The organism is Bradyrhizobium sp. B124, from assembly GCF_038967635.1.
In the GTDB taxonomy this organism is placed as follows: domain Bacteria; phylum Pseudomonadota; class Alphaproteobacteria; order Rhizobiales; family Xanthobacteraceae; genus Bradyrhizobium.
The window spans coordinates 6,851,473-6,875,688 of sequence record NZ_CP152413.1 but is presented as its reverse complement, the minus strand read 5'-3'; the positions used below and the strand labels follow the sequence as shown (position 1 = coordinate 6,875,688).

Sequence of the window (24,216 nt, the reverse complement as noted above, 5' to 3'; positions counted from 1 at the left end):
TGAGTATGGTTAATTTTTCGTGTTGCGCCTTCGCGTCGCCTCGTGCGCGTTGCGTGGCCCGAAAGAGTGCTCCTCAGCCGATGCGTGCGGCCATTCAGACGGAAGCTGGGGTCGATGCTTAGCTATGACCAGCCGATCAACCGGGCCAAGCCGGAGCCGCGCCGGGGCGCAATCCCGGCCGGCTTCAACGTGCTCGAGCTGGTCCGGCTGTTGTGGGTGCACAAGGTCGCGATCGTCTCGGTCGCGCTGCTCTGCGCCTGCATCGCGGTCGTGATCGGCAAGAGCCTGACACCGAAATATACCGCCGGCGCCCAGCTCTATGTCGACCCGCGCGAGCTGCAGCTGGTCGAACGCGAGCTGACCCCGCGCGCCCAGGACGTCTCCGGCCTCGCGATGGTGGTCGAGAGCCAGTCGCGCCTGATCACGTCAAACAATGTGCTGCTGCAGGTGATCCGCGACACCAGCCTGGTGAAAGATCCCGAGTTCGGCGGTGGCGCCGCGAGCACGGGCCTGCTCGCCCCGCTGCTCGGCCTGTTCGGCATCGAGCCGCGCACGACGGCGGAGCAGCAACAGCAGATCGAGATGACGACGCTCGACACGCTGAACCGGCATATCAACGTCAAGAAGACCGATCGCACCTTCATCGTCGACATCGACGTGTGGTCGCATGATCCGGTCAAGGCGGCGATGCTCGCCAACGCGATCGCCAAGGCCTATCTCACCGAGTCCAAGCAGTCGCAGGCCGAGGCCGCGCGGCGCGCCACCCGCGACCTGTCGGGCCGGCTGAAGGAGCTGCAGCAGCGCCTGCGCAATGCCGAGGAGGTGCTCGCGACCTACAAGGCGCAGAACAACTTCGTCGGCTCGCAGGACAATCTGCTCACCGACCAGCAGCTCTCGGTCGGCAACCAGCGGCTGGCGGCGGCGCGGGCGCTCACGCTCGATGCGCAGGCCAAGTATGACCAGATCGAAGCCAGCCGCCGCGGGTCGATGGACGCGGGCGCGACCGCCGAAGCGCTGCAGTCGCCGACCATCGCCAATCTGCGCTCGCAATATGCCGATGCCAAGAAGCGCCAGGCCGAACTGCAGGGCGAGCTCGGGCCGCGTCATCCGGCGCTGCGCCAGGTCGAGCAGCAGGTCGAGGACCTGCGCCGGACCATCAAGGAAGAGATCGACCGCTTTGCGGTATCCGCCAAGAACGATCTGACCCGGGCGCGCGACTATGAGGCGTCGCTCAACAAGGCGCTCGACGTTCAGAAGCACCAGAGCGTGCAGATGAGCCAGGCGTCGGTGCGGCTGCGCGAGCTCGAGCGCGAGGTCGATGCCAGCCGCGACGTCTATCAGTCCTTCCTCAAGCGCTCGCGCGAGACCGAGGAGCAGGAGAGCCTCAACACCTCGAGCGCGCGCGTGATCGGCGATGCGACGATCCCGCAGCAGCGCACTTTCCCGCCGCCGATGACCCTGCTCGCGATGATCGGGTTCATGTTCGGCGGGCTCGCCGCCGCGGCCTGGATCGTTGCGGCCGGCCAGCTGGCGCCCGGCGCCGATCCGATCCGTCCCCGGATCCAGCCGAAGCAGGACGCCGCACCGGAGCGGCAGCCCGTCATCGCCAAGGCCAAGCCGCCGGTGCAGGCACCGCCTGCGATCCAGCCGGCAGCCGCTCTCATCGACAAGCCCGTGATCGAGAAGCCGCTGATCGCCGAGCTGCAGGAATCCGATGTCATACGCACGCTTGGTGGCATCCTGACCGGCGACAATCCCGCCGACGTCACACGGTTCGGCTGGCCGACGCTGCGGACCAGTTCGGCGCTGGGGCCGTTCTCCAACACGATGCGGCAGATCCATGCGGCGCTGGCGACGGGCGCCGCCCCGGAAGCCGTTCCGGTGCTGGCCGTGATCGGCACCGCCGACGATCCCGATCGCAGCGTTGTCGCACTCAACATCGCGCTGGTCGCCGCGCGCGACGGCGCGCGTGTCCTGCTGATCGACGCCGACGCTGCCGTCCACGCTCTGACCGACAGGGTCGCGCATCCCGTCCAGAGCAGGCCGAGCCGGCTCGACTGGCTCACGATCGGCAGCAAGGCGTCCCGCGCCATCAACACCGCAAACGGCATTGCCATCCTGCCGGCGATCCAGGGCAGTTCCGCCAAGGCCAGCGAGGCGATCCAGAAGGCGATCGCGCAGGCGCGTTCCGCCGGCGGCCACGATCTCGTGATCCTCGACGGCCCGCCAATGCCGTGGGGCGCGGACGAACGGCGGCTGTTCGACATGGCCGACGGGCTGATCGCGGCGCTGCCGGTGGATCGCGACATCAACGCGTCAATGGAAGACATCATCACCGCGCTCGGTGGCGCTGAGCGCAAGCTTGCCGGTGTCGTGCTCAACGAACTGCTGTCCACCTTCGCAGGTCAGCAGCACGACAGGCAGTATGCGTGAGCCGCGCGCCAGCCGCGCCGCGTTTTGGCTCGCTGCTGCGGCAGCGATCGCGAGCTGATCTTCCGATGGCCCGGCTATCGATCCCCGCCATCGTCTTCGCCGCATCCATTCTGCTGTCCGTCGCCGCGCGGGCCTGCCCTGCCCTGATCGAAGGCGTCCCGGCGGACCGGATCAAGGCCTTGTCGCGCGGCGTCAATGCCGATGGCTGGATTGTCGATCCGCGATCGGCGCCGCCGCGCGGCCTGCTGCTCGAATTGCGCAAGGCCGGCCTGACCCACATCCGGCTGCCGGTGCCTGCCGACTTCGTCATGCCGCGCTTCGCGACGAAGGCGGAGATCGACGGCCGGCTGCAGACCGTCGATGCCGCACTGAGGACCCTGCTCGCACTCGGCTATGCGGTATCGATCGACCTGCATTCGGGTCAGCACTTCAACGCGCTGCACAAGGACGATCCGCCCGGCGCGATGGCTGAAATGAAGAGCGCCTGGACCGCGCTCGCGCGGGTCATGCAGCGCTATCCCTCCGATCGGGTGTTTGCGGAACTGCTGAACGAGCCGGAGGTCGATGCCGCGCAATGGCAAGGCGAGGTCCGGGAACTGGCCGGCTTCATTCGCCAATTGCTGCCGCAGACCACGCTGATCACAGGTCCGGTCAACTGGCAGCGCGCGGACTCGCTGCCGGGCTTCACGCCGCTCGACGATCCGAATGTCGTCTATGCCATCCACTTCTACGATCCGATGGTATTCACCCATCAGGCCCATTGGGATCGGAACGAGTCGCTCCACGACGTCGTCGGATTGCCCTATCCGATCCGCGCCGACGATCCGAAGGTTCAACAATTGCGGGAGCAGCTGACCGCGCTGAACAAGTCCAAGGCGCTTGCGATGGTCGACCGCGCCATCCCCGACCGCGGCATCGACCAATGGCTGGAGCCCGCGGCTGCCTGGCAGCGGCAATACTCCCGTCCGATCATCATCAATGAGTTTGGCGTGCTCAAGGCCGGCGCACCGCGCGACAGCCGGTTGCGCTGGCTCGCCGGCGTCACGGCCTACGCCCGGCAGCAGTGCTGGGGCTGGACCCATTGGGAGCTGTCGCAGGGCTTTGGCCTGGCCGACGCCGTCACCGGCAAGGCCGACCGCGACGTGCTGAGGGCGCTGCTCGGGACGCGCTGACCGATCTGGTTAACCGGTTCTTACACAATGCGCGGCTAGATCGACGATGCGGGTGTGGCACGCCACCCATCCGGTCATTTAGGTCAGAGCCTGTGCGAGCAGACATAGCCCCGCGGCCGCTGTTGGCCGGCGACCTCGTTCCTGCGCTCGGCATCGCCGTGGCATCGATCGCTTTCGTGCCGATCATGCAGGCGGCCAATGCAGGGCTCGCGATCGTCGTCGAAGGCTTGATCGGCTGCGCCATCGTGCTCGCGGCGCCGGCCTATGCGCCGTCGATCGCCGTCTTCATCATCTTCTTCCAGAATCTGTTCGTCTCGATCCTGTCGTCTTACATCACGACCGAGCAGGAGATGGATTTCGTCAAGGGCTACAATTTCCTGATCTGCGCGGTCATGTGGCTGGTCACGCTGGCGCTGTACATGCTGCGCGAGCGCAAGCATTCACCCGAGATCGACCGGATCATGAATTGGGGGCTGATGACCCTCGCAGTCGTGGGGGCGTATTTTCTGCTCGGCGCCACGCAGGACGCGCATGCGGCCCTCGTCTATCTGCGCAACATCGCGTTTCCGCTGTTCCTGTTTCAGCTCTCGCTGCTGACCGCCGCAACCTTCGAGATCCGCATCACGCCGTTCCTGGTGGCCGTCGCCACACTGCTGATCGTCTGCGGCTATGTCGAACTGCTGTTTCGCGATTTCTGGCTCGAAATCACCAATGGCTACACGTTCTGGCACTTCGACGAGCTGAAGGCGACCCGCTCCGGAGCCTGGGAGGCCGAGATGCGCCAAACCGGCAATGTCCCGGTCGATCTGATCGACCGCTTCCGCTTCAGCTTTCTCAACAGCCCGCTGTTCGAGGATCTCGGACTGTCGTCGATCTTGCGCATCTTCGGACCGAACATGAGCCCGATCAGCTTCGGTTACGGGATCGCCTTCTCCATCCTGTTCCTGTTCGCGGTCGGGTATCGCTGGCTCGCGCTGGCCGCGATCCCGCTGCTGATCCTCTGCAGCGTGAAGGGCGCGCTCATCCTGGTCATCTTCGTGGCCCTGGCCTGGACGGCGACCTGGCTGCTCGGCGCCACCATCACCCTTGCCGTCGCACTCGTCGGACTCGTGCTGTATGCCATCGCGGCGATCTACATCGGACTCCAGATCGGCGACTTTCACGTGATCGGCTTCATGGGCGGCTGGGACGGATTCCTGCACAACCCGATCGGCCGCGGCCTCGGCGTCGGCGGCAATCTCTCCGAAGGTTACTTCTCGATCGACTGGAACGCCGCGCAAGCGGCCGGCACGATGGACGGCGCGGTGGAGAGCGCCGTCGGCGTCCTGCTCTACCAGATGGGCATCGGTGCAGTGGTGCCGCTCGGCTTCTTCTTTGCCGTGGCGCTGAAGGCCTGGCGCCTTTACGCCGCGTCCGGAATCCTCATCCAGGGGCTCGCTGCGTTCGGCACGATGGTCGTGCTGGTGAACGGCATCTTCCAGGAGGAGGCGCTGTTTGCGCCGCCGGCGCTCGGGCTGTTGCTGTGTCTGACCGGGCTCGTGATCGGTCATCATTTGCGCACGCAAGGCCACGATCTGAAGGCCTCCAGCGGATAGCACATGACACGCGATCAAGCCCGGCCGCGCCGCGACCGGGCTCTCCTCCGCATGCGCTGTCAGAGCGGCTTGATCTGCACCTTGCGGAACTTGACCACGCCGGAACCATACTGGAGCGCGACGTAGCCGCTGGCGTGCTTGGAATCCTGCGCGTCGACGGTCTTCTGACCGTTCAGCGTCACGACGAAATGCGGTCCCTGCGCCGTGATCTCGTAGACGTTCCACTTGCCGGCCGCCTTTGGCATCGGATCGACCTTGCCGACGTCGACGATCGCGCCGGTGCCGTAGGTCGGATCGGGCCGCTTGTCGAAGATGTTGACCTCGTAGCAGACCTTCGAATCGATCACCTTGTTGCCTTCGCAGCGGATGAAGACGCCGCTGTTGGCATCCTCGTCGGTCCAGAACTCCGCCCTGATCTGGAAATCCTTGTATTGGGTCTTGCTGACGAGATAGGAGAGATCCTTGCCGTCGAGCTTGTCGGCGACCAGCGCGCCGTCCTTCATCGCCCAATTGGCCTTGCCGACCTCGTCCCAGTCGCCCTGCTTGGAGCTGTCGAGCAGCGTGACCCAACCGTCATCGCCGGATGCGGCGGTGGAAAATTGCAGCGCGGCCGCACCGATCACAAGTCCCGCCGCCAGTATCGACAGTTGCTTCTTCAAGGTTATCCTCCCGTCTTTTGGTTGGCGCGCAACCTATCATCGTCTGCAGCGTCGTAAATGCGTTTTTCATATTGCAACTGCGTTGTGTCACGGCCCGATGCCGCAATCTTGAGAGCAGACATGCGCGAGCGCGTCTTGTCCGGCGCAAGCGAGAGCGACTAGCATCACGCGACATACGGGCGCGGCAGTCGCCCGAACGAATTGACCTGGGAGGATATGATGACGGCGTCGAACCGGTCCTGGCGATACCTGATGATGCCGCTGGCCCTTGCCGCCACGCTGAGCGTCAGCTCCGCGGCAGAACTCAATCCGGCCGCCGTCACCTACAAGCTGCCGGACCAGATTCCCTGGAGCCCGGTCGACGCGCGCGGCGCGCAGAATGCCGTGGTGGTCGGCGATCCCTCGAAGCCCGGCTTCTACATGGTCTACACCAAATGGACCAAGGGCAATCACTTCAGCCGTCCGCACTTCCATCCCAACGACCGCTACATCGTGGTGCTGAAGGGCACCTGGTGGGTCGGCTCGGGCCCGAAATTCGATCCCGATCACGGCACAGTGGCAATGCCGGCCGGAAGCTTCGTCACCCATTTCGGCAAGCAGGTGCATTGGGACGGCGCCAAGGACGAAGACGCCGTGTTGCTGATCATGGGCGAAGGCCCGGCCACCGCGACCGAGGTGGAACAGAAGTAGCCGCGTTGCGCGAAGTGGGGGCGATGCTATCATCACGGCCCAACGAAGGGCTTCCGATGCATCCCGCCGCCAAGCTGCAATTTGCCCGCATCGCCGACGAGTTCGCGCGCTGGCGCGCCATTGCCGAACCGGAACGGCCGCCGGCGCCGGCGTGGTGGTGGGGACCGGCATTCGAGATGCGCAATGCCGCCGAACCGCTGCCGTCCAATTGGTGCCGCCGGTTCCGCCTGCCCGACGGGGCGAGTTTTGCGGAGGCGTCGGCGGCGCTGCGCCAGACCTTGGCCGGCCAGGCGACACCGTCCTGGCCCTATGATTTCTCGCGCGTGATCGCATCCACCGATTCCGATGTCCGCGACCTGCCCGTGCAACCGTCAGACGACAGCGCGTTTCCGCCCTAGATCCGGCCCGGCCTCACCGATCGCCTCGTCGTCCAGCGACGGCTGCAACGGTGGCGACGTCAGCACCGGCGACGTCTTCAACAATTCGGCGAGATCGCGCGGCGGCAGCGGCCGGCTGAACAGGAAACCCTGCATCTCGTCGCAGGCATGGGCGCGCAGGAACTCCTGCTGCTCGGAGGTCTCGACGCCCTCGGCCACGATAGTCATGCCGAGCGCCTTGCCCATGCTGATGATCGCCTGCGCAATCGCGACGTCCTCGGAATCATCAGGCAGATCGCGCACGAAGGAGCGATCGATCTTGATGGTGTCGATCGGGAACTGCTTCATCAGCGACATCGACGAATAGCCGGTGCCGAAATCGTCGATCGCCAGCCGAATGCCCCGGTGCTGGATCGCGTCGAGCACGCGGACCGCACGCGTCACGTTGCGCATCACCATGCTCTCGGTGACCTCGAGCTGCAGCAGCGCCGGCGACATGCCGCTCGCCGCCAGCGCCTCGTCGATGTCGTCGAGCAGGTTCGGATCGCCGAACTGCCGCGGCGAGAGGTTGACCGCCATCGTCACCGCCTTGAGGCCGCGGTGCTGCCACGCCATGTTCTGCGCGCAGGCTTCCTTCAGCACCCAGCGGCCGATCGGCACGATCAGACCGATCTCCTCGGCGAGCGGAATGAACTGCCCCGGCGAGACCTTGCCGAGCTCGGGATGGGTCCAGCGCAACAGCGCCTCGACGCCGCTGATCTGACCGCTCGCCATGTCGACCTTGGGCTGATACTCGAGCGAGAACTGGTCGCGCTCCAGCGCGCGGCGCAGTGCGCTTTCCATCGTCAGGCGCTCGATCGACTGCGCCCTCACCTCGTTGGAGAAGAAGCGGAAGCCGTTCTTGCCGTCCTCCTTGGCGAGATACATCGCCATGTCGGCATTCTTGGTGAGCGTCTGCACGTCGGAGCCGTCGGTGGGATAGGTCGCAATCCCGATCGAGGCCGTGGTGTGGCACTCGTGCCCGCTGAGCTGCATCGGCTGGCTCAGTGCGATCAGGAGTTCGCCGGCGATGCGCTCGACGTCGTGACGTTCGGCGGTGTCCTCCAGGATGACCACGAACTCGTCGCCGCCGAGCCGCGCCACCACGTCGCTCGCCCGCAACGAACCGCGCAGCCGCTCGGCGATCGCCACCAGCAGCATGTCGCCGGCGTCGTGGCCGAGCGAATCGTTGATCACCTTGAAGCGGTCGAGATCGATGAACAGCACCGCGAGCTGCCGGCGATGGCGGTCCGCCGCCGAGATCGCGTGACGCAGCATCTCGTTGAAGGTTTCGCGGTTCGGCAGATTGGTCAGGCTGTCATGCGAGGCAAGGTATTCGATCCGCTCATCGGCCTTGTGCTTCTCGTCAGCGCGATCGAAGCTTTCGAGCGCGAACGCAAGATTGTCGGCGAGCCGCTGCAGCAGCTCGGCGAACTCAGGCGTGAACGTATCCTTCTCGATCGCGACGAAGATCATGACGCCGACGACCTCCCCGCTGACGATCAGCGGAAACGAGGCACCGGACTGCGTTCCATCGCGGCGCGCGCGCTCATGGAACGCCGCGGTACCGGTATCGGCGAAATAGTCGTTGATGATGCAGGCCTTGCCCGACCGGAACGCCCTGCCGCAGGCGCCCCGTCCCTCGGGGTGCGCCTCGCTGGTCGAGAGCGTCACCTGGCTCGCGCCGTCGGCGGCCGGGCCTGCGATCGCGACGATGCGGAGATAGTCGCTGCCGGGCTGCGCCAGCGCGATGGTGGTCGAGGTGAACTTGCCGCCGGTCGCTGCCGCCTCGCAGACCAGTTGGTAGAGCTCGGCGCGGGACTTCGCCCGCATGATCGCCTCGTTGGTCGCGCTCAGCGCCGCAAACATCCGCGACAGCCGCTCCTTCTGCGCGTCGGCCCGGGCCTTCTCGTCGGCGCGGTCGAAATTGGCCAGCGCGAACGATACGTTCTCGGTGAGCCGCTGCAACAGCGCCATCATCTCCGGACTGAAGGTGTTGAACTCGCCGGAGAGGAAAACCAGCGCACCGATCGCCTCGCCGTTCTTGAGCAGCGGCAGGGCCGCGCCGGACTTGCTGCCGCTGTCGCGCACGGCCGGATAGACATGCGACTCGGGGCCGAAGTCGCTGAGATAATCGTTGCTGATGCAGGGTCTGCGGGTGCGGATCGCAACACCGGTCAGCGTCTGTCCTTCCGGACGCGTCGCATCGGCCGACAACTGGACTTCGCGGGCCCGTACCCGGTCGGGGCCGGAAGCAGCCACGTTCTCCAGGAAGGCCTCGCCCGGCCGCACCAGCCTGATGGTGGCCGAAATAAACTGCCCGCCGACCGCAGCGGCATCGCAGACCAGATCGAACAGCTCGCCACGGGACTTCGCCCGCATGATGGCCTCGTTGGTCGCGCTCAGCGCCGCGAACATGCGCCTGAGCCGCTCCTTCTGCTCCTCGGTGCGCGCCTTCTCGTCGGCGCGATCGAAACTGCCGAGCGCATAGGCGACGTTGTCGGCGAGCCGCTGCAGCAGCTCGGCGAACTCGGCCGAGAAGGTGTTGCGCTTGGCCGAGATGAACAGCATCACGCCGACCGGCTCGTCGTCGACGATCAACGGAAACGCCGCGCCCGATCGCGCGTCCTCGCGGTCGATGATATCGCGGAACGGGTTGTTGGCGACGTCGCCGAGAAAATCGTTGTCGATGCAGGCGCGCCGGGAGCGGAACGCCCTGCCGCAAACGCCGCGCCCTTCGGGACGCGCCTCGCTGCGCGAGACGTTGAGACGGCGCGCATTCTCGGCGGTCGGCCCCGCCACCGCCATCATCTCCAGAAAATCGTCGCCGGGTTTCGCGATCAGGATGCTGGTGGAGTTGAACCCGCCGCCATGCGCCGCCGCGGCGCAGACCAGCTCGAACATCTCGAGCCGCGACCGCGCGCGCATGATCGCCTCGTTGGTCGCGCTCAGCGCCGCGAACATCCGCGACAGCCGCTCGCGTTCGGCATCGGCCTTGGCCTTCTCGGTGGCGCGGCCGAACGTATCGAGCGCAACCGAGACGTTCTCGGCGATGCCTGCCAGCAGCGCGATGATCTCTTCGTCGCGGGCCCAGGAATTGCCGATGAAGAAGATCAGGACGCCGATGCTCCTGCCGAACCGGGTGAGCGGCAGCGCGACGCAGGCCATCAGACCGCTCTCACCGGCTTGCGCCTGCGACGCGCCCGTCGATATCGGAATGTCGTGCTCGATGCACGGCCGTTTGGTCCGGAACGCCTCGCCGCAGATTCCCTTGCCGTAGAGATTGTCCGGGTCGGTCGAAAAGCGCGTCTGCGTGATCAGGTCGAGCGCCTCGCCGGTGCCGGCGACGGGCTCGAGCCAGTGCGTGTCGGGCTCGGCGAGCAGCACCACCGTGGCGAAGGATTTGCCGCTGAACACCGCGGCGTCGCACACCCGCTGATAGAGATCGTGCTCGGTCTTGGCGCGAAGGATCGCCTCGTTGGTTGCGCTGATGGCGCCGAACATGCGGTTGAGCCGGCGCATCGCCCGCTCGCCGCTCTTGCGCGACGCCTCGTGGTCGAAATTGTCGAGCGCAAAGGACACGTTCGCCGCAATGCGCTCCAGCAGCGACACGATCTCCTCGCCGAGCGAGTCGATCTCGCGCCGGGTCACCATGAAGACGCCGACGCTGCGCCCGTTGCAGACCAGCGGCATTGCCGCCGCCGCGCCGACGCCGGCCGCCGCGAGGCCGCTGCGCCAGGCCGCCGAACGGACATCGTTGACATAGTCGTTGCTGACGCTGGCGCTCTGATCGCGGAACGCCCGCCCGGCGACGCCGTCGCCTTCCGGAATGTTGGCGAGGGTGGAGATGCTGATGCTGCGCAGACGCGCGACATCGTCGCCGCAACCGGCGGCGAATGTCAGCCGGCCGGTATCCGGCTCCAGCAAAAAGACGGTTGTAGCCAGGAAGCTCCCGCTCGAGAACGCGGCTTCGCAGACCTTTCCGTACAATTCTTCTGGTGATTTCGCGTACAGGATCGCTTCGTTGGTGGCATTCAACGCCGCGAATGTACGCCCGATGCTCGACTGCACGATCCCTGAAGGCCCCAGGGCCACCCCCTTCAATCTGCCGAGGAACATTGCCCGCGAGAGGCCTAAGTGATGGTTAGTGTATCCGGCAAGTTGTGAGACAAAGTAAACGGCTGACGAATGCCGGAGGCCGTTTTCCGGGATATTACGGACGCCAGTGTGCCACGCTGAGGCGGAGGGCCGAGGCACCCGGATAGCCGCCCGGCTTGCCCCGCGGGCGCAGCCAAATTCCGCAACGCGACCGCGCACGTTCCATTCAGTGAAATCCCGGCCGGGAGCACCCTGCTGGCGGTATGGCGGACCGGATTTTCCGCCCCTTGCTCGGCGGGCTGCGCTTTGAGAGCATGACGCCGACAACAGCAAGCAAGACCCGCGCATCACGCGGGCGGACCGCGAGGAAAATCCCATGCCGATCGTCCAGGCCGACCGTCTCACGCGCATCGGCGCGGCGCTGCTCCGGGGCGCCGGCGCATCGGAGGAGGAGGCCAACGCGGTCGCCTCCGGCTGCGTCAACGCCAACCTCGCCGGCCACGACTCCCACGGCGTGATCGCGATCCCGACCTATATCGACCGCATCAAGGTCGGCCATATCGTCCCCGGCGCGAAATGGACCGTGGTGCAGGAGACGCCGACCACGACCGTGATCGACGGTCATTGGGGGTTCGGCTTCCACGTCAACGCCAAGGCGATGGAGATGACCATCAACAAGGCGAAGACCGCCAATGTCGCGGCCTGCACCGTGTTCCGGCAGAGCCATGTCGGCCGGCTGGCGCATTACCCGCTGATGGCGATGCGCGAAGGCATGATCGGGATTGCGGCGGCCGATTCCGGCCGCTCGCCGAAACATGTCGCGCCGTTCGGCGGCCGCGAGGCCCGGCTCGGCACCAATCCGCTCTCGATCGCGGTGCCGTCCGATCTCGAGGCGCCGTTCTATCTTGATATGGCGACCTCTGCGGTCGCGGCCGGCAAGATCCAGCTCGCGGTGGCGCGTGGCGAAAGCATCCCGAAGGGCTGGATCATCGACGCCGAAGGGCGCGACACCACTGATCCAAAGGACTACCGCAAGGGCGGCGCGCTGCTGCCGCTCGGCGGCAGCGAAGGCTACAAGGGCTCGGGCCTTGCCGCGATGGTCGAGGTGCTGTGCGGCCTGCTGACCGGCCTCGGCTTCGGGGTCGAGCCGACCGGCCGGCATAACGACGGCTGCTTCATGGCGGTGTTCAACGTCGCCGCGTTCCGTCCCTTGCAGGACTTCAGACGCGAAGTCGCCGACTTCGCCCGCTACCTGAAATCGACGCCGCCCTCGGAAGGGAGCCGCGGCGTGTTCTATCCCGGCGAGATCGAACATCTGCGCGAAGTCGAACGGCGCAAGAACGGCATCGAGATCGAGGATGCGACCTGGGACAAGCTGAAGGCGCTCGCAGCCGACTACAAGCTCACCGACGACCTCGATCTTCGCTGACGCATTCAGGTACAGGAGAACGACATGACACGGCAAATGGCGCTGGTTGGCTTTTTGCAGGCGCAGAACTGCACCAACCTGCCGAGCTCCTGGCGCCACCCGGAGTCGCGCGACGATTCGATGTCGGCGGACTACTACCAGGAGATCGCGCGCATCCTGGAGCGCGGCAAGTTCCACATGGCGTTCTTCGACGATCGCCTCGCAATGCCCGACCGTTACGGCAACGATCACGCCCACACCGTCGAATACGGCATCCGCTGCGTGAAGATGGACCCGATCGTGGTGCTGACCACGATGGGTATGGTCACGACCAGGCTCGGCCTCGCCTCGACCGCGTCCACCACCTATTTCGAGCCGTTCGACGTCGCCCGCCGCTTCGCCACGCTCGACTTGATGACGGGTGGCCGCGCCGCCTGGAACGTGGTGACGTCGGTCAATGACGGCGAGGCGCTCAATATGGGCCGCGCGCAGCATCTCGAGCATGACCTCCGCTACGACCGCGCCGACGAGTTCATGGAGGTTGTGCTCGGCCACTGGGACGCCTGGGAAGACGGCTCGCTGGTGATCGACAAGAAGAGCGGACGGTTCGCCGATCCGGCCAAGGTGAAACGGCTCGATCACAAGGGCGCGTTCTTCACCTCGCGCGGCCCGTTCACGGTGCCGCGCTCGGCGCAGGGCCATCCCGTCGTGATCCAGGCCGGCGCCTCCGGGCGCGGCCAGCGCTTTGCGGGACGTTGGGGCGAGGTGATCTTCACCGCGGCGCGCAACCTGGCCAATGCCAAGCAGGGCTATGACGCGATCCGGGGCGAAGCCGCCAAGGCCGGCCGCGATCCCGACCAGATGTTCCTCTGCAATCTGATCACGCCGGTCACCGGCGCGACCAAGGCCGAGGCCGAGGACCGGATGGCGGTGATCCAGAAGCTGCCGCTCGAGATCGACGCGCTGTCGCTGCTCGCCGAAGGCCTCAACTTCGATTTCGGCGCCAAACCGATCGACGAGCCGCTGACCACGGAAGAGCTGCAGGGCATGCAAGGCATGCTCGGCATCCGCGACGGCGTGCTGCGCACCTCCGGCAAGACCAATCCCTCGACCCGCGACTTCATCACCTTCTCCGGCCGCGGCCAGGTGCAGGACGCGATGGTCGGCGGCCCGAAGGAGATCGCCGACCGGCTGGAGGAAATGTTCGAAGGCCGCGGCTGCGACGGCTTCGTCATCGCGGCGAGCTATGTGCCGGGCTCCTACGCGGACTTCGTCGATCACGTGGTACCCGAGTTGCAGAAGCGCGGCCTGTTCCACAAGGACTACACCGGAACCACGCTGCGCGAGAATCTCGGGCTGAAGCGCCCCGCCGCGGGTGCCTGGAAGACCCGCGCGCAGGCCGCGGAATAGAGGGACATCATCATGCGCTGGCTGAAATTCACCGCCGCGGGTACTACGTCTTGGGGCCTCGTCGAGGGCGACACCGTCACCACCGTGAACGGCGATCCATTCGGTGAATGGAGCAAGACGGCGAAGACCCACGCCTTGAAGGACGTCAAGATCGAGCTGCCGCTGATCCCGCGCACCTTCTACTGCGTCGGGCTGAACTATCTGAAGCATCTCAAGGAGGCCGCCGACAAGGCCGGCACCGTGCCGAACGTTCCTGATCGTCCCGAGATCGGCTACCGCGCGCAGAACGCGCTGATCGCCCATGACGAGGATGTCGTGATCCCGGCGAGTGCGACCGAGAATATCCATTACGAGGGCGAACTGGTCGTCGTGATCGGCAAGACCGCCAAGCACCTCACCGAAGCCAATGCGCTGGACTGCGTGTTCGGATACACGATCGGCAACGACGTCTCCGAGCGCAGCTGGCAGAAGGCCGACCGCGGGCTGTGGCGCGCCAAGAACGCCGACACGTTCAAGCCGATGGGCCCGTGGATCGAGACCGATGTCGATCTCGACCGCATGGAGACCGCGATCCGCGTCAACGGCAAGGAGACCGGCCGCTTCCGTACCAACGAGATGATCTTCGGCATCGTGCCCTTCCTCGTCGAGCTTTCGAAATACTTCACGCTGTCGCCCGGCGACGTGATCTGGATGGGCACCGACGGCGCCTCGCCGGACCTGAAGGACGGTGACGTGGTGGAGATCGACATCACCGGCATCGGGACATTGCGGAACAGGTTCGTGAAGGAGAGGGTGTGAGGGCTGGCACACTGCCAGACCCGTCATCCTGGAGGTGCGAGCGAAGCGAGCCTCGAAGGATGCACGGCCACAGTCGGGCCGTCGTGCTCCGAGACGGCCGCTGCGCGGCCTCCTTACCATGACGGTGATGGACACGAGGGGATGATCTCCCCAATCGTCGTCCTGGCGAAAGCCAGGACCCATAACCACCGCATTCGGAGATGAACGGGATCGCGGCCCCAGCGTCGCGCAACAATTGAGATTTGGGGTAATGGGTCCTGGCTTTCGCCAGGACGACGCGGAGTAGGTTGCGCGAACTGCGAGTCATACTCCTGCATTCTCGCGACATTGCCCATCGGGCCATCGTGACGTCATCACACAACCACTTCGTAACGTGACAGAAACAAGAGAACCGCAATACCGTGCGGGCCGCTCGCTCCAACACAGGCAAGGCAGCCATGCCGCTTTCGCGCCGAACGTTGCTTCAGGGTTCGCTCTTCACCGCTGCCGGGATCGCCTACAGGCCGTGGCCGGCCCTTGCCGACGCGACCGCGGAGCTTCCGACATCGGAGCAACGCAAACAGATGGCGGGCCTCGCCGCCGACTTCATGACGGAGTACGACGTCCCCGGTCTTTCCATCGCGGTTTCGATCAAGGGAAAGCCGGCTTATGTGGAGGCATTCGGCGTTGCGGATCGGGAGAGCGGCGAGGCATTGACCCCGCAGCACCGCTTCCGCATCGCGAGCATATCGAAGCCGGTGACCTCGACCGGGATCTTCACCCTCGTCGAAGCCGGCAAATTGCGGCTCGGCGATTACGTGTTCGGCACAAGCTCCATTCTCGGCAAGGATTACCCGACGACGCCAACCTTGCAGAGCCTGATGCCGTCAGGCGCATCCCGCTCGCTCGTCGAGCAGATCACGATCGAGCATCTGCTGACCCACACCACCGGGACCTGGGGCAACCAGTCCCGCGACCCGATGTTCATGAACCAGGACTTGAAGCATCGCGAGCTGATCAACTGGACGCTGGAGCACATGCCGCTCACCAGTCCGCCGGGCCAGTCCTATGCCTATTCCAACTTCGGCTACTGCATCCTCGGGCGCGTCATCGAGAAGCTCAACGGCCAAAGCTACGAGCAATACATCAAGGACGCGGTCCTGAGGCGATGCGGCATCACCGACATGCAGATTGCCGGCAATACGCTGCACGAGCGGGCCAGCAACGAGGTCAAATACTACAGCCAGACCGGCGGCGATCCGTACCGGATGAACGTCGCCCGGATGGATTCGCACGGCGGCTGGATTGCGACGCCGAGCGATCTGACGACGCTGTTCGTCCATATCGACGGCTTCAAGGACACCGAGCAGCTGCTCACCGACGACAGCCTCCGCGTCATGAGCACGCCCAGCGCCGTCAATCCCCGCTATGCCAAGGGCCTGTTCATCACCGCGAACAACAATTGGTGGCACAGCGGGCTGCTCGACGGAACGACGACGATCTCGGTCCGAACCGATGGAGACTTCTGCTGGTCCGCGTTCACCAATACCAGGTCGCGCGACAGCATGACCCGCGCCCTCGATTTGCTGGTCTGGCACATGGTCAAGACGGTGCCGGACTGGCAGCCGCAGAAGCGCGCGTAGGCCTCACCGTCATTCCGCATCAAGCTCAGCGTGCCGCCGCTGGCCTGCTCTTCACGTGATCGATGAAGGCGCGCAGCTTCGGCATGATCTGGCGGTGGCCGGGATAGTAGAGAAATACGCCGGGCGTTGTCGTCGCGAATGGCTCCAGCACGCGAACCAGCTTTTTCTCCTTCACGGCGCCGGCGACCAGCGGCGCGGGCACTTGCGCCAATCCGACGCCTTCGATGGCCGCGCCGACCAGCGTCGGGAAATCATGGCCGATGAAGGAGCCGGAGACGGCAAGCTCGATCGAACGGCCGTTATCGTTGAGCGACCACGGCGCCAGCCCGCCATTCGATCGCCGCAACCTGAGGCACGTGTGCTCGCGCAGATCGTCCGGGCGCTTGGGCCGGCCGCGGCGCGCGAGATAGTCCGGGCTGCCGACGATAGCGAAAGGGAACGGCTTGGTCAGACGCACCGCGATCATGTCCGGGTTGATGAACTGGCCCATCCGGATGCCTGCATCAAAACCTCCGGCCGCGAGGTCGACCAGCTCCTCGCTGGCGGCGAGCTCGACCTCGATCTCGGGATAGGCCTTGCAGAATGAGGCGATCAGCGGCTCCAGCAGGATCGGCACCACCGAGCGCGGCACGGTGAGACGCAACAGCCCCGCCGGCTTCTGCCCAAGCTCGCGCGCCGCGCCACTTGCGGCGACCAGCTCCTCGAACGCGGGCCTGGCACGCGCCAGGAATCGTTCGCCGGCTTCGGTGAGGCCGACGCTGCGGGTGGTGCGGATGAACAGCACGGCGCCGAGGCGCGCCTCGAGCGCGCGCACCGCCTGGCTGATCGCCGACGGCGTCACCGCGAGCTCGGTCGCCGCGCGACGAAAGCTGCGGTGCTGGGCGACGCTGAGGAACGCTTCCACGCCGTCGAGCGCCCCCTGCCTGACTGTGAAGTTCTGCTTCATGGCCCGTCAACATTATCGCGAATAGTCGCGCGCGGGAAGCCGCCCTACATCGGAGCCACAGGCAGCAGCACCGCGACGCGCGCTGCTCCACGCGACATCACGACATCAGTCGTGAACGGAGACCTGCGACCGATGAAAGCAATCCGTCACACCCTCCTTGCCCTCACCCTCACTTCGACAGGCTTAACCTCCATGACCGCTCCCTCCCTCGCCCAAACCCAGGCCCAAGGCCAAACACAGGCGCAAGCCGCCTCCACCATCACCACCGGCGTGATGGTGATCCTGACCGTCAAGGCGGGCGTCACCCGCGAACAAGTGATGGCCGTGATGCCGGATGAAATCCGGCAGACCGTGCAGCTCTATCTCAGCGGCAAGGTTCGCGAATGGTATTCGCGGTCCGACGGGCGCGGGGTCATCCTCCTGCTCGACGCCAGGGATACATCCGAGGCGCACGCGATCATGGAGGGGCTGCCGCTCTCCAAGCTGGATATCATGGACCACGACTACATCGCGGTCGGCCCGCTGCTGCCGCTGCGCCTGCTGGTCGGCAAGCCTTAAGCGTCGGGCCCTGAGCACCCCGCCGAGGCCGGACCCGATCGCCGGGTCCGGCCTCTCCGGATCGACAGTCAGACGGGAGCCGACCGTGCCGGTAAGTCTCAACATTCCATTCTTGCTCAGCGTCGCCGGAGCATTTCTGACGAGTGCCGTGGTGGCCGCGACCTATGTCTGGCCGGCGCTCCGCACCTGGCCGCGCCATGAGGCGCTCCGGCTGCTTGCGGCGTTCCATGCTTTCCGGTTTCTCGGGATGAACTTCATGGTCACAGGCTTCGTGTCGCCGGAGGTGAACCCGGTGTTTGCCAGCGCGGTCGGCTGGGGCGATCTGATCGCCGCAGCTCTCGCGCTGCTCTCGATGGCGGCACTGTCTTGGCGCTGGCCGGTGGCCATTCCGATCGTCTGGTTCTTCAACATCTGGGGCGCGCTGGATCTTCTCAACGCCTACTTCATGGGCGCGACAAAGAACGCGGATCCCGGCCTGTTCGGCGCCGGCATCTATATCCCGGCGCTCTACGTGCCGCTGCTGCTGGTCAGCCATGTCATGGTGTTCATGATCTTGATGCGGGCCAAGTCGGCGGAAGCGACATCGTGACCGTAGGATGGGTAGAGCGCAGCGAAACCCATCAATTCATCTGCGGCACGATGATGGGTTTCGCTGCGCTCTACCCATCCTACGGATTGCTTCGACCGTCATCCCCGCGCAAAGGCTTCGCCTTTGTCGCTGGAGGTGCGAGCGCAGCGAGCCTCGAAGGATGCGCGGCCCGGCTGGTGGCCGTTCGCCCTTCGAGACGGCCGCTCCGCGGCCTCCTCAGGGTGACGGGACAAGAAGTTGAGCGCGCGGCCATCGCGGCGGCATTTCCATCAAAACGGCAGCGCCACGCCGGTCTTGATCTCCTTCAGGATCACGTTGGTGCGGACGTGGCGGATGCCGGGGATGCGGAACATGAACTCGTCGAGGAATCTGTTGTAGGCGTCCATGTCGCGGACGACGACGCGCAGATGATAGTCGGCATCGCCCGTCGTCGCGAAACATTCCAGCACCTCGCGGCGCTGCATCACCCGCGCGACGAACTCGTCGACGAATTTCGTGTCGTGCCGCTCCAGCGAGACGTGCAGAATCGCCGAGGTCGCAAAGCCGGCGCGCTCGCGCGCGACCAGCGCCGAATAACCTGAAATGACGCCGGACTCCTCCAGCGCGCGGACCCGCCGCCAGCATGCCGACGTCGACATCCCGACGGTTTCCGCCAGCTGCTGGTTGGTGGCGCGGCCGTCCTTCTGCAGCTCGGCAAGGATTTTTTCGTCTTGCTCTTCGATCATCGCAGAGCTCCAGTCTGGTAGATTATGCCAAAATACGACATTTTACGCAAAAAACTACCGAAATTTAGGTCTCTGGAGAACAGATAGGTAGGACCTACCAGACACACAGGCATAGCCTTGCCCCCATCGGACATTGCGATTCCCGGGAGGGGTCAGTCATGGGCCAGATGCCGCAACTCGACGCCTACCAGCTGTCCGAGCGCTATAGCCGCGAACGTGGCCGCGTCTTCCTCACCGGCACGCAGGCGATCGTGCGCATCGCGCTCGACCAGATCAGGCGCGACCGCGCCGCCGGGCTCAACACCGCGGGCTTCATCTCCGGCTATCGCGGCTCGCCGCTCGGCGGCGTCGATCTCGAATTGTGGAAGATCGGCGAGCGGCTGAAGGAGAGCCGCATCGAATTCCTGCCCGCTGTGAACGAAGACCTCGCGGCGACCGCCGTGCTCGGCTCGCAGCAGGTCGAGACGCAGAGGGATCGAAAGGTCGATGGCGTATTCGGGCTGTGGTACGGCAAGGGCCCCGGCGTCGACCGCTCCGGCGATGCGCTGAAGCACGGCAATGCCTATGGCTCCTCGCCGCATGGCGGCGTGCTGGTCGCGGCGGGCGACGATCATGGCTGCGTGTCGTCCTCGATGCCGCACCAATCCGACGTCGCGTTCATGAGCTGGTTCATGCCGACGCTGCATCCGGCCGATGTCGGCGAATATCTCGCGTTCGGCGAATATGGCTACGCGCTCAGTCGATTTTCCGGCATGTGGGTCGGCTTCAAGGCGATCTCGGAGATCGTGGAATCCGGCGCCTCGGTCGAGCTTGCGCCGCCGCGGATCTTCGCGCAGCCGGATTTCGTGCCGCCGCCGGGCGGCCTGCATTATCGCTGGCCGGATCTGCCGGGCCCGCAGATCGAGGAGCGGCTGGAGGCCAAGAAGCACGCGGTCTACGCTTTCGCAAAAGCCAATCCGATCGACCGCCGCATCTACGACATCAAAGACGCCACCTACGGCATCGTCACCACGGGCAAAGCGCATCTCGATCTGATGGAGGCGCTGCGGCTGATAGGGCTCGACGAGGCCGCATGCCGCCGCTTCGGCATCGACATCTACAAGGTCGGCATGGTGTGGCCGCTCGCGCTGCACGACGCGATGGAGTTCGTGAAGGGCAAGCGCGAGATCCTGGTGGTCGAGGAGAAGCGCGGCATCATCGAGAGCCAGTTCAAGGAGTATTTCTACGACTATCCCGGCTCCAAGCCGGAACGGATGGTCGGCAAGCACGACGAAACCGGCGCGCGGCTGATCTCGTGGACCGGTGAACTATCGCCGCTGATGCTGGCCGACGTGCTGGCCCGGCGGCTCGATCCGATGTTTCCGGAATTGCAGCTCGCTCGCCGCGTCGCCGCGCTCAGGCCGGAACAGGACCGCATGATCGTGGTGCCGGGCGCGACACGCACGCCATATTTCTGCTCGGGCTGCCCGCACAACACATCGACCAAAGTGCCCGAGGGCTCCAAGGCGCTGGCCGGCATCGGCTGCCACTTCATGGCGAGCTGGATGGACCGCGAGACCTCGTCGCTGATCCAGATGGGCGGCGAAGGCGTCAACTGGGCGGCCTCGTCAAGATTCACCGGCAACAGCCATGTGTTCCAGAATCTCGGCGAAGGCACCTATTATCACTCCGGCTCGATGGCGATCCGCCAGGCGATCGCAGCAAAAGCCAACATCACCTACAAGATCCTGTTCAATGACGCGGTGGCGATGACCGGCGGCCAGCCGGTCGACGGCCCGGTCAGCGTGCAGGCGATCGCGCACTCTGTCCGCGCCGAGGGCGTCGCGCGGATCGCGCTGGTGTCGGATGATCCCGCGCAGTTCTCGCCGGCGGATTTGCCCGCCGGCGTCACCATACACCCGCGCGAAGAGATGGACGCCGTGCAGCGCGAGCTGCGCACGATTTCAGGCGTCACCGTGCTGATCTATCAGCAGACCTGCGCCACCGAGAAGCGGCGGCGGCGCAAGCGCGGCACGATCAAGGATCCCGCGCGTTTTGCTTACATCAACGACCTCGTCTGCGAGGGCTGCGGCGACTGCTCGGTGGAATCGAACTGCCTCAGCGTCGAGCCGAAGGAGACGCCGTTCGGCCGCAAGCGCAAGATCAACCTCTCGACCTGCAACAAGGATTTTTCCTGCCTCAACGGTTTCTGCCCAAGCTTCGTCACCATTGAGGGCGGTACGCGGCGGGCGAAGGGCGCGAGCGCGATCGACCCGCTGGCACGCGCCGCCGCGCTTCCGGCGCCGGAGCTTGCGGCACTGGACAAGCCCTACGATCTGCTGGTCACCGGCGTCGGCGGCACCGGCGTCATCACGGTCGGCGCGCTGATCGCGATGGCCGCGCATCTCGAGGGCCGCGGCGTCTCGGTGCTCGACTTCACCGGCTTCGCCCAGAAATTCGGCCCGGTGCTGAGCTATCTGCGGCTGGCGGCAGCGCCCGAGGCGCTGCACCAGGTGCGGATCGACCAGGGCGCAGCGGATGCGCTGATCGGCTGCGACCTCGTGGTGAGCTCGTCGGCCAAGGCCTCCGGCACCTACCGCAAGGGCATGCGCGCGGCGGTCAACATCGCTGAGATGCCGACCGGCGACGTGGTGCGCTTCCGCGACGCCGACCTCGCCTCGCCGGTTCGCTTGCGCGCGATCGAGCGGGTGATCGGATCAGGCAACCTCACCGCGATCGACGCCAACGCGCTGGCCGAGCGGCTGCTCGGCGACAGCGTCTATGCCAACGTCATGATGCTCGGCTTTGCCTGGCAGCAGGGCCTGGTGCCGGTGTCGCTGGATGCATTGACCCGCGCGATCGAGCTCAACGGCGTCGCGGTCGAGCGCAACAAGCAGGCGCTGGCCTGGGGGCGGATTGCGTTCGCCGATCCGGAGTTTTTGAAGGCCGACGGTGCAGCGGCCAATGCACCGGAAACGCTGGAGCAGATGATCGCGCGGCGCGCGGATTTCCTCCGGGATTATCAGGATGAGGCCTATGCAGCCCGCTACCGGACCACGGTCGACCGCGTCCGTCGCGCCGAGGCCGCGCTCGGAAGCGAGACGTTGACCGACGCCGTCGCCCGCTCACTGTTCAAGCTGATGGCCTACAAGGACGAGTATGAGGTGGCGCGGTTGCACATGCAGACCGGCTTCCTTGAGACCCTCAAGCACGAATTCGATGGCGACTTCACGGTGCAGTACCATCTCGCGCCGCCGCTGTTGCCGGCACGGCTGGATGCACGCGGCCGGCCACGCAAGCGCGCGTTCGGCCAGTGGATCCAGACGCCACTCCGCTTGCTGGCGCGGCTCAAGGGACTGCGCGGCACGCCGTTCGACGTGTTCGGCTACACCGCGGAGCGTCTCGCCGAGCGCGAGTTGATCGGCTGGTACGAGGCGCTGATCGAGACCATGCTCGGCAAGCTCGATGCCACGCACCTGCCCGATCTCGTCGCACTTGCAAAGGCGCCGATGGAAATCCGCGGCTATGGCCCGGTGAAGGATGAAGCGATCGAGAAGACCAAGGCGGAGGTGGCGCGGCTGACCGCGCTTCTCACCTCCGCCCCGTCAGATTCAGGCGACGGCTCAGGCCGCCGCGCCGCGCTTGGCGGGTGAGATCAAGCCGACCACGACGGTCGCAATCACGGCCACCACGATGTTGAGCAGGAGCGCGCCGAGCCCGACATAGAAGGTGTAGGTGGCATCGCCGAGCGAGATGCTGGCGAGCGGCTTCAGCCCGTTGCTCCACGCCGTGTAGGTGCCCCAGCCGATGCCGACCGCCCAGCCGAGCAATAGCGCTTCGGCGCGGAACCAGACGGTGAACAGGCCGAACACCAGCGCCGGCAGCGTCTGCACGATCCAGAGGCCGCCGAGCAGTTGCAGGTCGAGCGCATATTGCGTCGGCAGGAACAGGATGAAGGCGAGCGCGCCGACCTTGACCACCAGCGAGGTGATCTTCGCGACCGACGCCTCGCCGGCATGCGAGATGTCCGGATCGACATAGGACTTCCAGACATTGCGGGTGAACAAATTGGCGGCGCCGATGCTCATCACCGCGGCCGGCACCAGCGCGCCGATTGCGATCGCCGAGAACGCGAAGCCAGCGAACCATTCCGGGAACAAGGTCTTGAACAGCAGCGGCACCACGTCATTCGGCGACGTCACCTTGATGCCGGCGGCATAGGCCATGTAGCCGAGCAGCGCGATCAGCCCGAGCAAGAGCGTATAGGCCGGCAGCAGGATCGCATTCTTGCGAATGGTATCCGCCGACTTCGAGGCGAAGATGCCGGTCAGCGTGTGCGGATACATGAAGGCGGCGAGCGCCGAGCCGAGCGCCAGCGTCGCATAGGGCAGATACTGAGCGGGCTTCAGCGTCAGTCCGGTGGCGCCGCCCTTCGCCGTGAACGCGTCGTTGGCGGCGGAGAACACCGCGCCATAGCCACCGAGCTTCGAGGGCACCACGACCACGGCCGTCAGCACCACGATGTAGATCATGATGTCCTTGACGAAGGCGATCAGCGCCGGCGCGCGCAGGCCGGAGCTATAGGTGTACAGCGCGAGGATCACGAAGGCGGCGATGATCGGCAGTTCGCCGGTCAGGCCCATCGCCTTGATCACCACCTCCATGCCGATCAGCTGCAGCGCGATATAGGGCATGGTCGCGACCAGGCCGGTCAGCGCCACCGCGAGTTCGAGACTGCGCGAGCCATAGGCGCCGTGAACCACGTCCGCGGCGGTGACATAGCCGTTGGCATGCGCCTTCTTCCACAGCACCGGCATCACGGCGAATACGAAGGGATAGACGATGATGGTGTAGGGCAGCGCGAAGAAGCCGTAAGCGCCGACCGCGTAGACCAGCGCCGGCACCGCGATCACGGTGTAGGCGGTGTAGAAATCGCCGCCGACCAGGAACCAGGTGATCCAGGTGCCGAACTGACGGCCGCCGAGACCCCACTCGTCGAGATGCTCGCTGACCGGGCCGGATTTCCAGCGCGCGGCGAAGAAGCCCATCACGGTGACGAGGGCGAAGAAGAAGATGAAGACGGAGAGCGCAACCCAAGCGATATGGTCGGTCATGGCT

The 24,216-nt window shown here is 65.6% G+C and carries 17 protein-coding genes; 12 read left to right on the top strand and 5 right to left on the bottom strand.

Annotated features, from left to right (window positions below):
* The first annotated feature begins 114 nt into the window (after positions 1–114).
* The 3 genes from AAFG13_RS32740 to AAFG13_RS32730 all read left to right on the top strand — a co-directional run bounded on the left by AAFG13_RS32740 (position 115) and on the right by AAFG13_RS32730 (position 5,200).
* Complete coding sequence (locus AAFG13_RS32740; RefSeq protein ID WP_342709360.1) at positions 115–2,433, top strand: exopolysaccharide transport family protein; 2,319 nt, start codon at positions 115–117, stop codon at positions 2,431–2,433.
* A 65-nt stretch (positions 2,434–2,498) separates the two neighbouring features.
* Complete coding sequence (locus AAFG13_RS32735; protein ID WP_212313662.1) at positions 2,499–3,605, top strand: cellulase family glycosylhydrolase; 1,107 nt, start codon at positions 2,499–2,501, stop codon at positions 3,603–3,605.
* 92 nt (positions 3,606–3,697) lie between these two features.
* On the top strand, positions 3,698–5,200 hold the full coding sequence (locus tag AAFG13_RS32730) for a hypothetical protein (protein WP_342709359.1): 1,503 nt from the start codon (positions 3,698–3,700) through the stop codon (positions 5,198–5,200).
* A gap of 59 nt (positions 5,201–5,259) precedes the next feature.
* Here AAFG13_RS32730 and AAFG13_RS32725 read toward each other — a convergent pair whose 3' ends face one another.
* Positions 5,260–5,859 (bottom strand): DUF1080 domain-containing protein, encoded by a 600-nt coding sequence (locus AAFG13_RS32725; RefSeq protein ID WP_229168215.1) that lies wholly within the window; start codon positions 5,857–5,859, stop codon positions 5,260–5,262.
* A gap of 219 nt (positions 5,860–6,078) precedes the next feature.
* Here AAFG13_RS32725 and AAFG13_RS32720 point away from each other — a divergent pair, with 219 nt between their 5' ends.
* Positions 6,079–6,549 (top strand): cupin domain-containing protein, encoded by a 471-nt coding sequence (locus AAFG13_RS32720; RefSeq protein WP_342709358.1) that lies wholly within the window; start codon positions 6,079–6,081, stop codon positions 6,547–6,549.
* Between the two features lie 56 nt (positions 6,550–6,605).
* Positions 6,606–6,947 (top strand): hypothetical protein, encoded by a 342-nt coding sequence (locus AAFG13_RS32715; RefSeq protein ID WP_342709357.1) that lies wholly within the window; start codon positions 6,606–6,608, stop codon positions 6,945–6,947.
* On the opposite strand, the gene AAFG13_RS32710 is transcribed toward AAFG13_RS32715, so the two are convergent.
* Positions 6,921–11,036, bottom strand: a complete 4,116-nt coding sequence (locus AAFG13_RS32710; RefSeq protein ID WP_342709356.1) for a GAF domain-containing protein — start codon at positions 11,034–11,036, stop codon at positions 6,921–6,923. The genes AAFG13_RS32715 and AAFG13_RS32710 overlap by 27 nt on opposite strands.
* Before the next feature lie 403 nt (positions 11,037–11,439).
* Between AAFG13_RS32710 and AAFG13_RS32705 the strand changes: the two genes are divergently transcribed.
* The 4 genes from AAFG13_RS32705 (at position 11,440) to AAFG13_RS32690 (ending at position 16,301) form a co-directional block, all read left to right on the top strand.
* Positions 11,440–12,492: an Ldh family oxidoreductase gene (locus AAFG13_RS32705; RefSeq protein WP_342709355.1), complete on the top strand. Its 1,053-nt coding sequence runs from the start codon at positions 11,440–11,442 to the stop codon at positions 12,490–12,492.
* Positions 12,493–12,516: 24 nt separating this feature from the next.
* Positions 12,517–13,881, top strand: a complete 1,365-nt coding sequence (locus tag AAFG13_RS32700; RefSeq protein WP_092123998.1) for an LLM class flavin-dependent oxidoreductase — start codon at positions 12,517–12,519, stop codon at positions 13,879–13,881.
* 12 nt (positions 13,882–13,893) lie between these two features.
* A complete protein-coding gene (locus tag AAFG13_RS32695) occupies positions 13,894–14,679 on the top strand; it encodes a fumarylacetoacetate hydrolase family protein (RefSeq protein WP_342709354.1) in 786 nt (261 codons plus the stop codon).
* A 437-nt stretch (positions 14,680–15,116) separates the two neighbouring features.
* A complete protein-coding gene (locus tag AAFG13_RS32690; RefSeq protein ID WP_342709353.1) occupies positions 15,117–16,301 on the top strand; it encodes a serine hydrolase domain-containing protein in 1,185 nt (394 codons plus the stop codon).
* 25 nt (positions 16,302–16,326) lie between these two features.
* Here AAFG13_RS32690 and AAFG13_RS32685 read toward each other — a convergent pair whose 3' ends face one another.
* Entirely contained in the window at positions 16,327–17,247 is a 921-nt protein-coding gene (locus tag AAFG13_RS32685; protein ID WP_342709352.1) for a LysR family transcriptional regulator, read from the bottom strand.
* A 192-nt stretch (positions 17,248–17,439) separates the two neighbouring features.
* On the opposite strand from AAFG13_RS32685, the gene AAFG13_RS32680 reads away from it, so the two are divergent.
* Positions 17,440–17,805 (top strand): muconolactone Delta-isomerase family protein, encoded by a 366-nt coding sequence (locus tag AAFG13_RS32680; protein ID WP_249131910.1) that lies wholly within the window; start codon positions 17,440–17,442, stop codon positions 17,803–17,805.
* A gap of 85 nt (positions 17,806–17,890) precedes the next feature.
* On the top strand, positions 17,891–18,394 hold the full coding sequence (locus AAFG13_RS32675) for a hypothetical protein (protein ID WP_212313673.1): 504 nt from the start codon (positions 17,891–17,893) through the stop codon (positions 18,392–18,394).
* 269 nt (positions 18,395–18,663) lie between these two features.
* Here the strand turns inward: AAFG13_RS32675 and AAFG13_RS32670 are convergent, their stop codons facing one another.
* Positions 18,664–19,119 carry an Lrp/AsnC family transcriptional regulator gene (locus AAFG13_RS32670; RefSeq protein ID WP_176529195.1) on the bottom strand — a complete coding sequence of 152 codons (456 nt, stop codon included), beginning with the start codon at positions 19,117–19,119 and terminating at the stop codon, positions 18,664–18,666.
* 158 nt (positions 19,120–19,277) lie between these two features.
* On the opposite strand from AAFG13_RS32670, the gene AAFG13_RS32665 reads away from it, so the two are divergent.
* Complete coding sequence (locus tag AAFG13_RS32665; protein WP_342709351.1) at positions 19,278–22,751, top strand: indolepyruvate ferredoxin oxidoreductase family protein; 3,474 nt, start codon at positions 19,278–19,280, stop codon at positions 22,749–22,751.
* On the opposite strand, the gene AAFG13_RS32660 is transcribed toward AAFG13_RS32665, so the two are convergent.
* Positions 22,722–24,212 (bottom strand): sodium:solute symporter family protein, encoded by a 1,491-nt coding sequence (locus AAFG13_RS32660; protein WP_342709350.1) that lies wholly within the window; start codon positions 24,210–24,212, stop codon positions 22,722–22,724. The two genes, AAFG13_RS32665 and AAFG13_RS32660, sit on opposite strands and share 30 nt — an antisense overlap.
* Positions 24,213–24,216 lie beyond the last annotated feature (4 nt).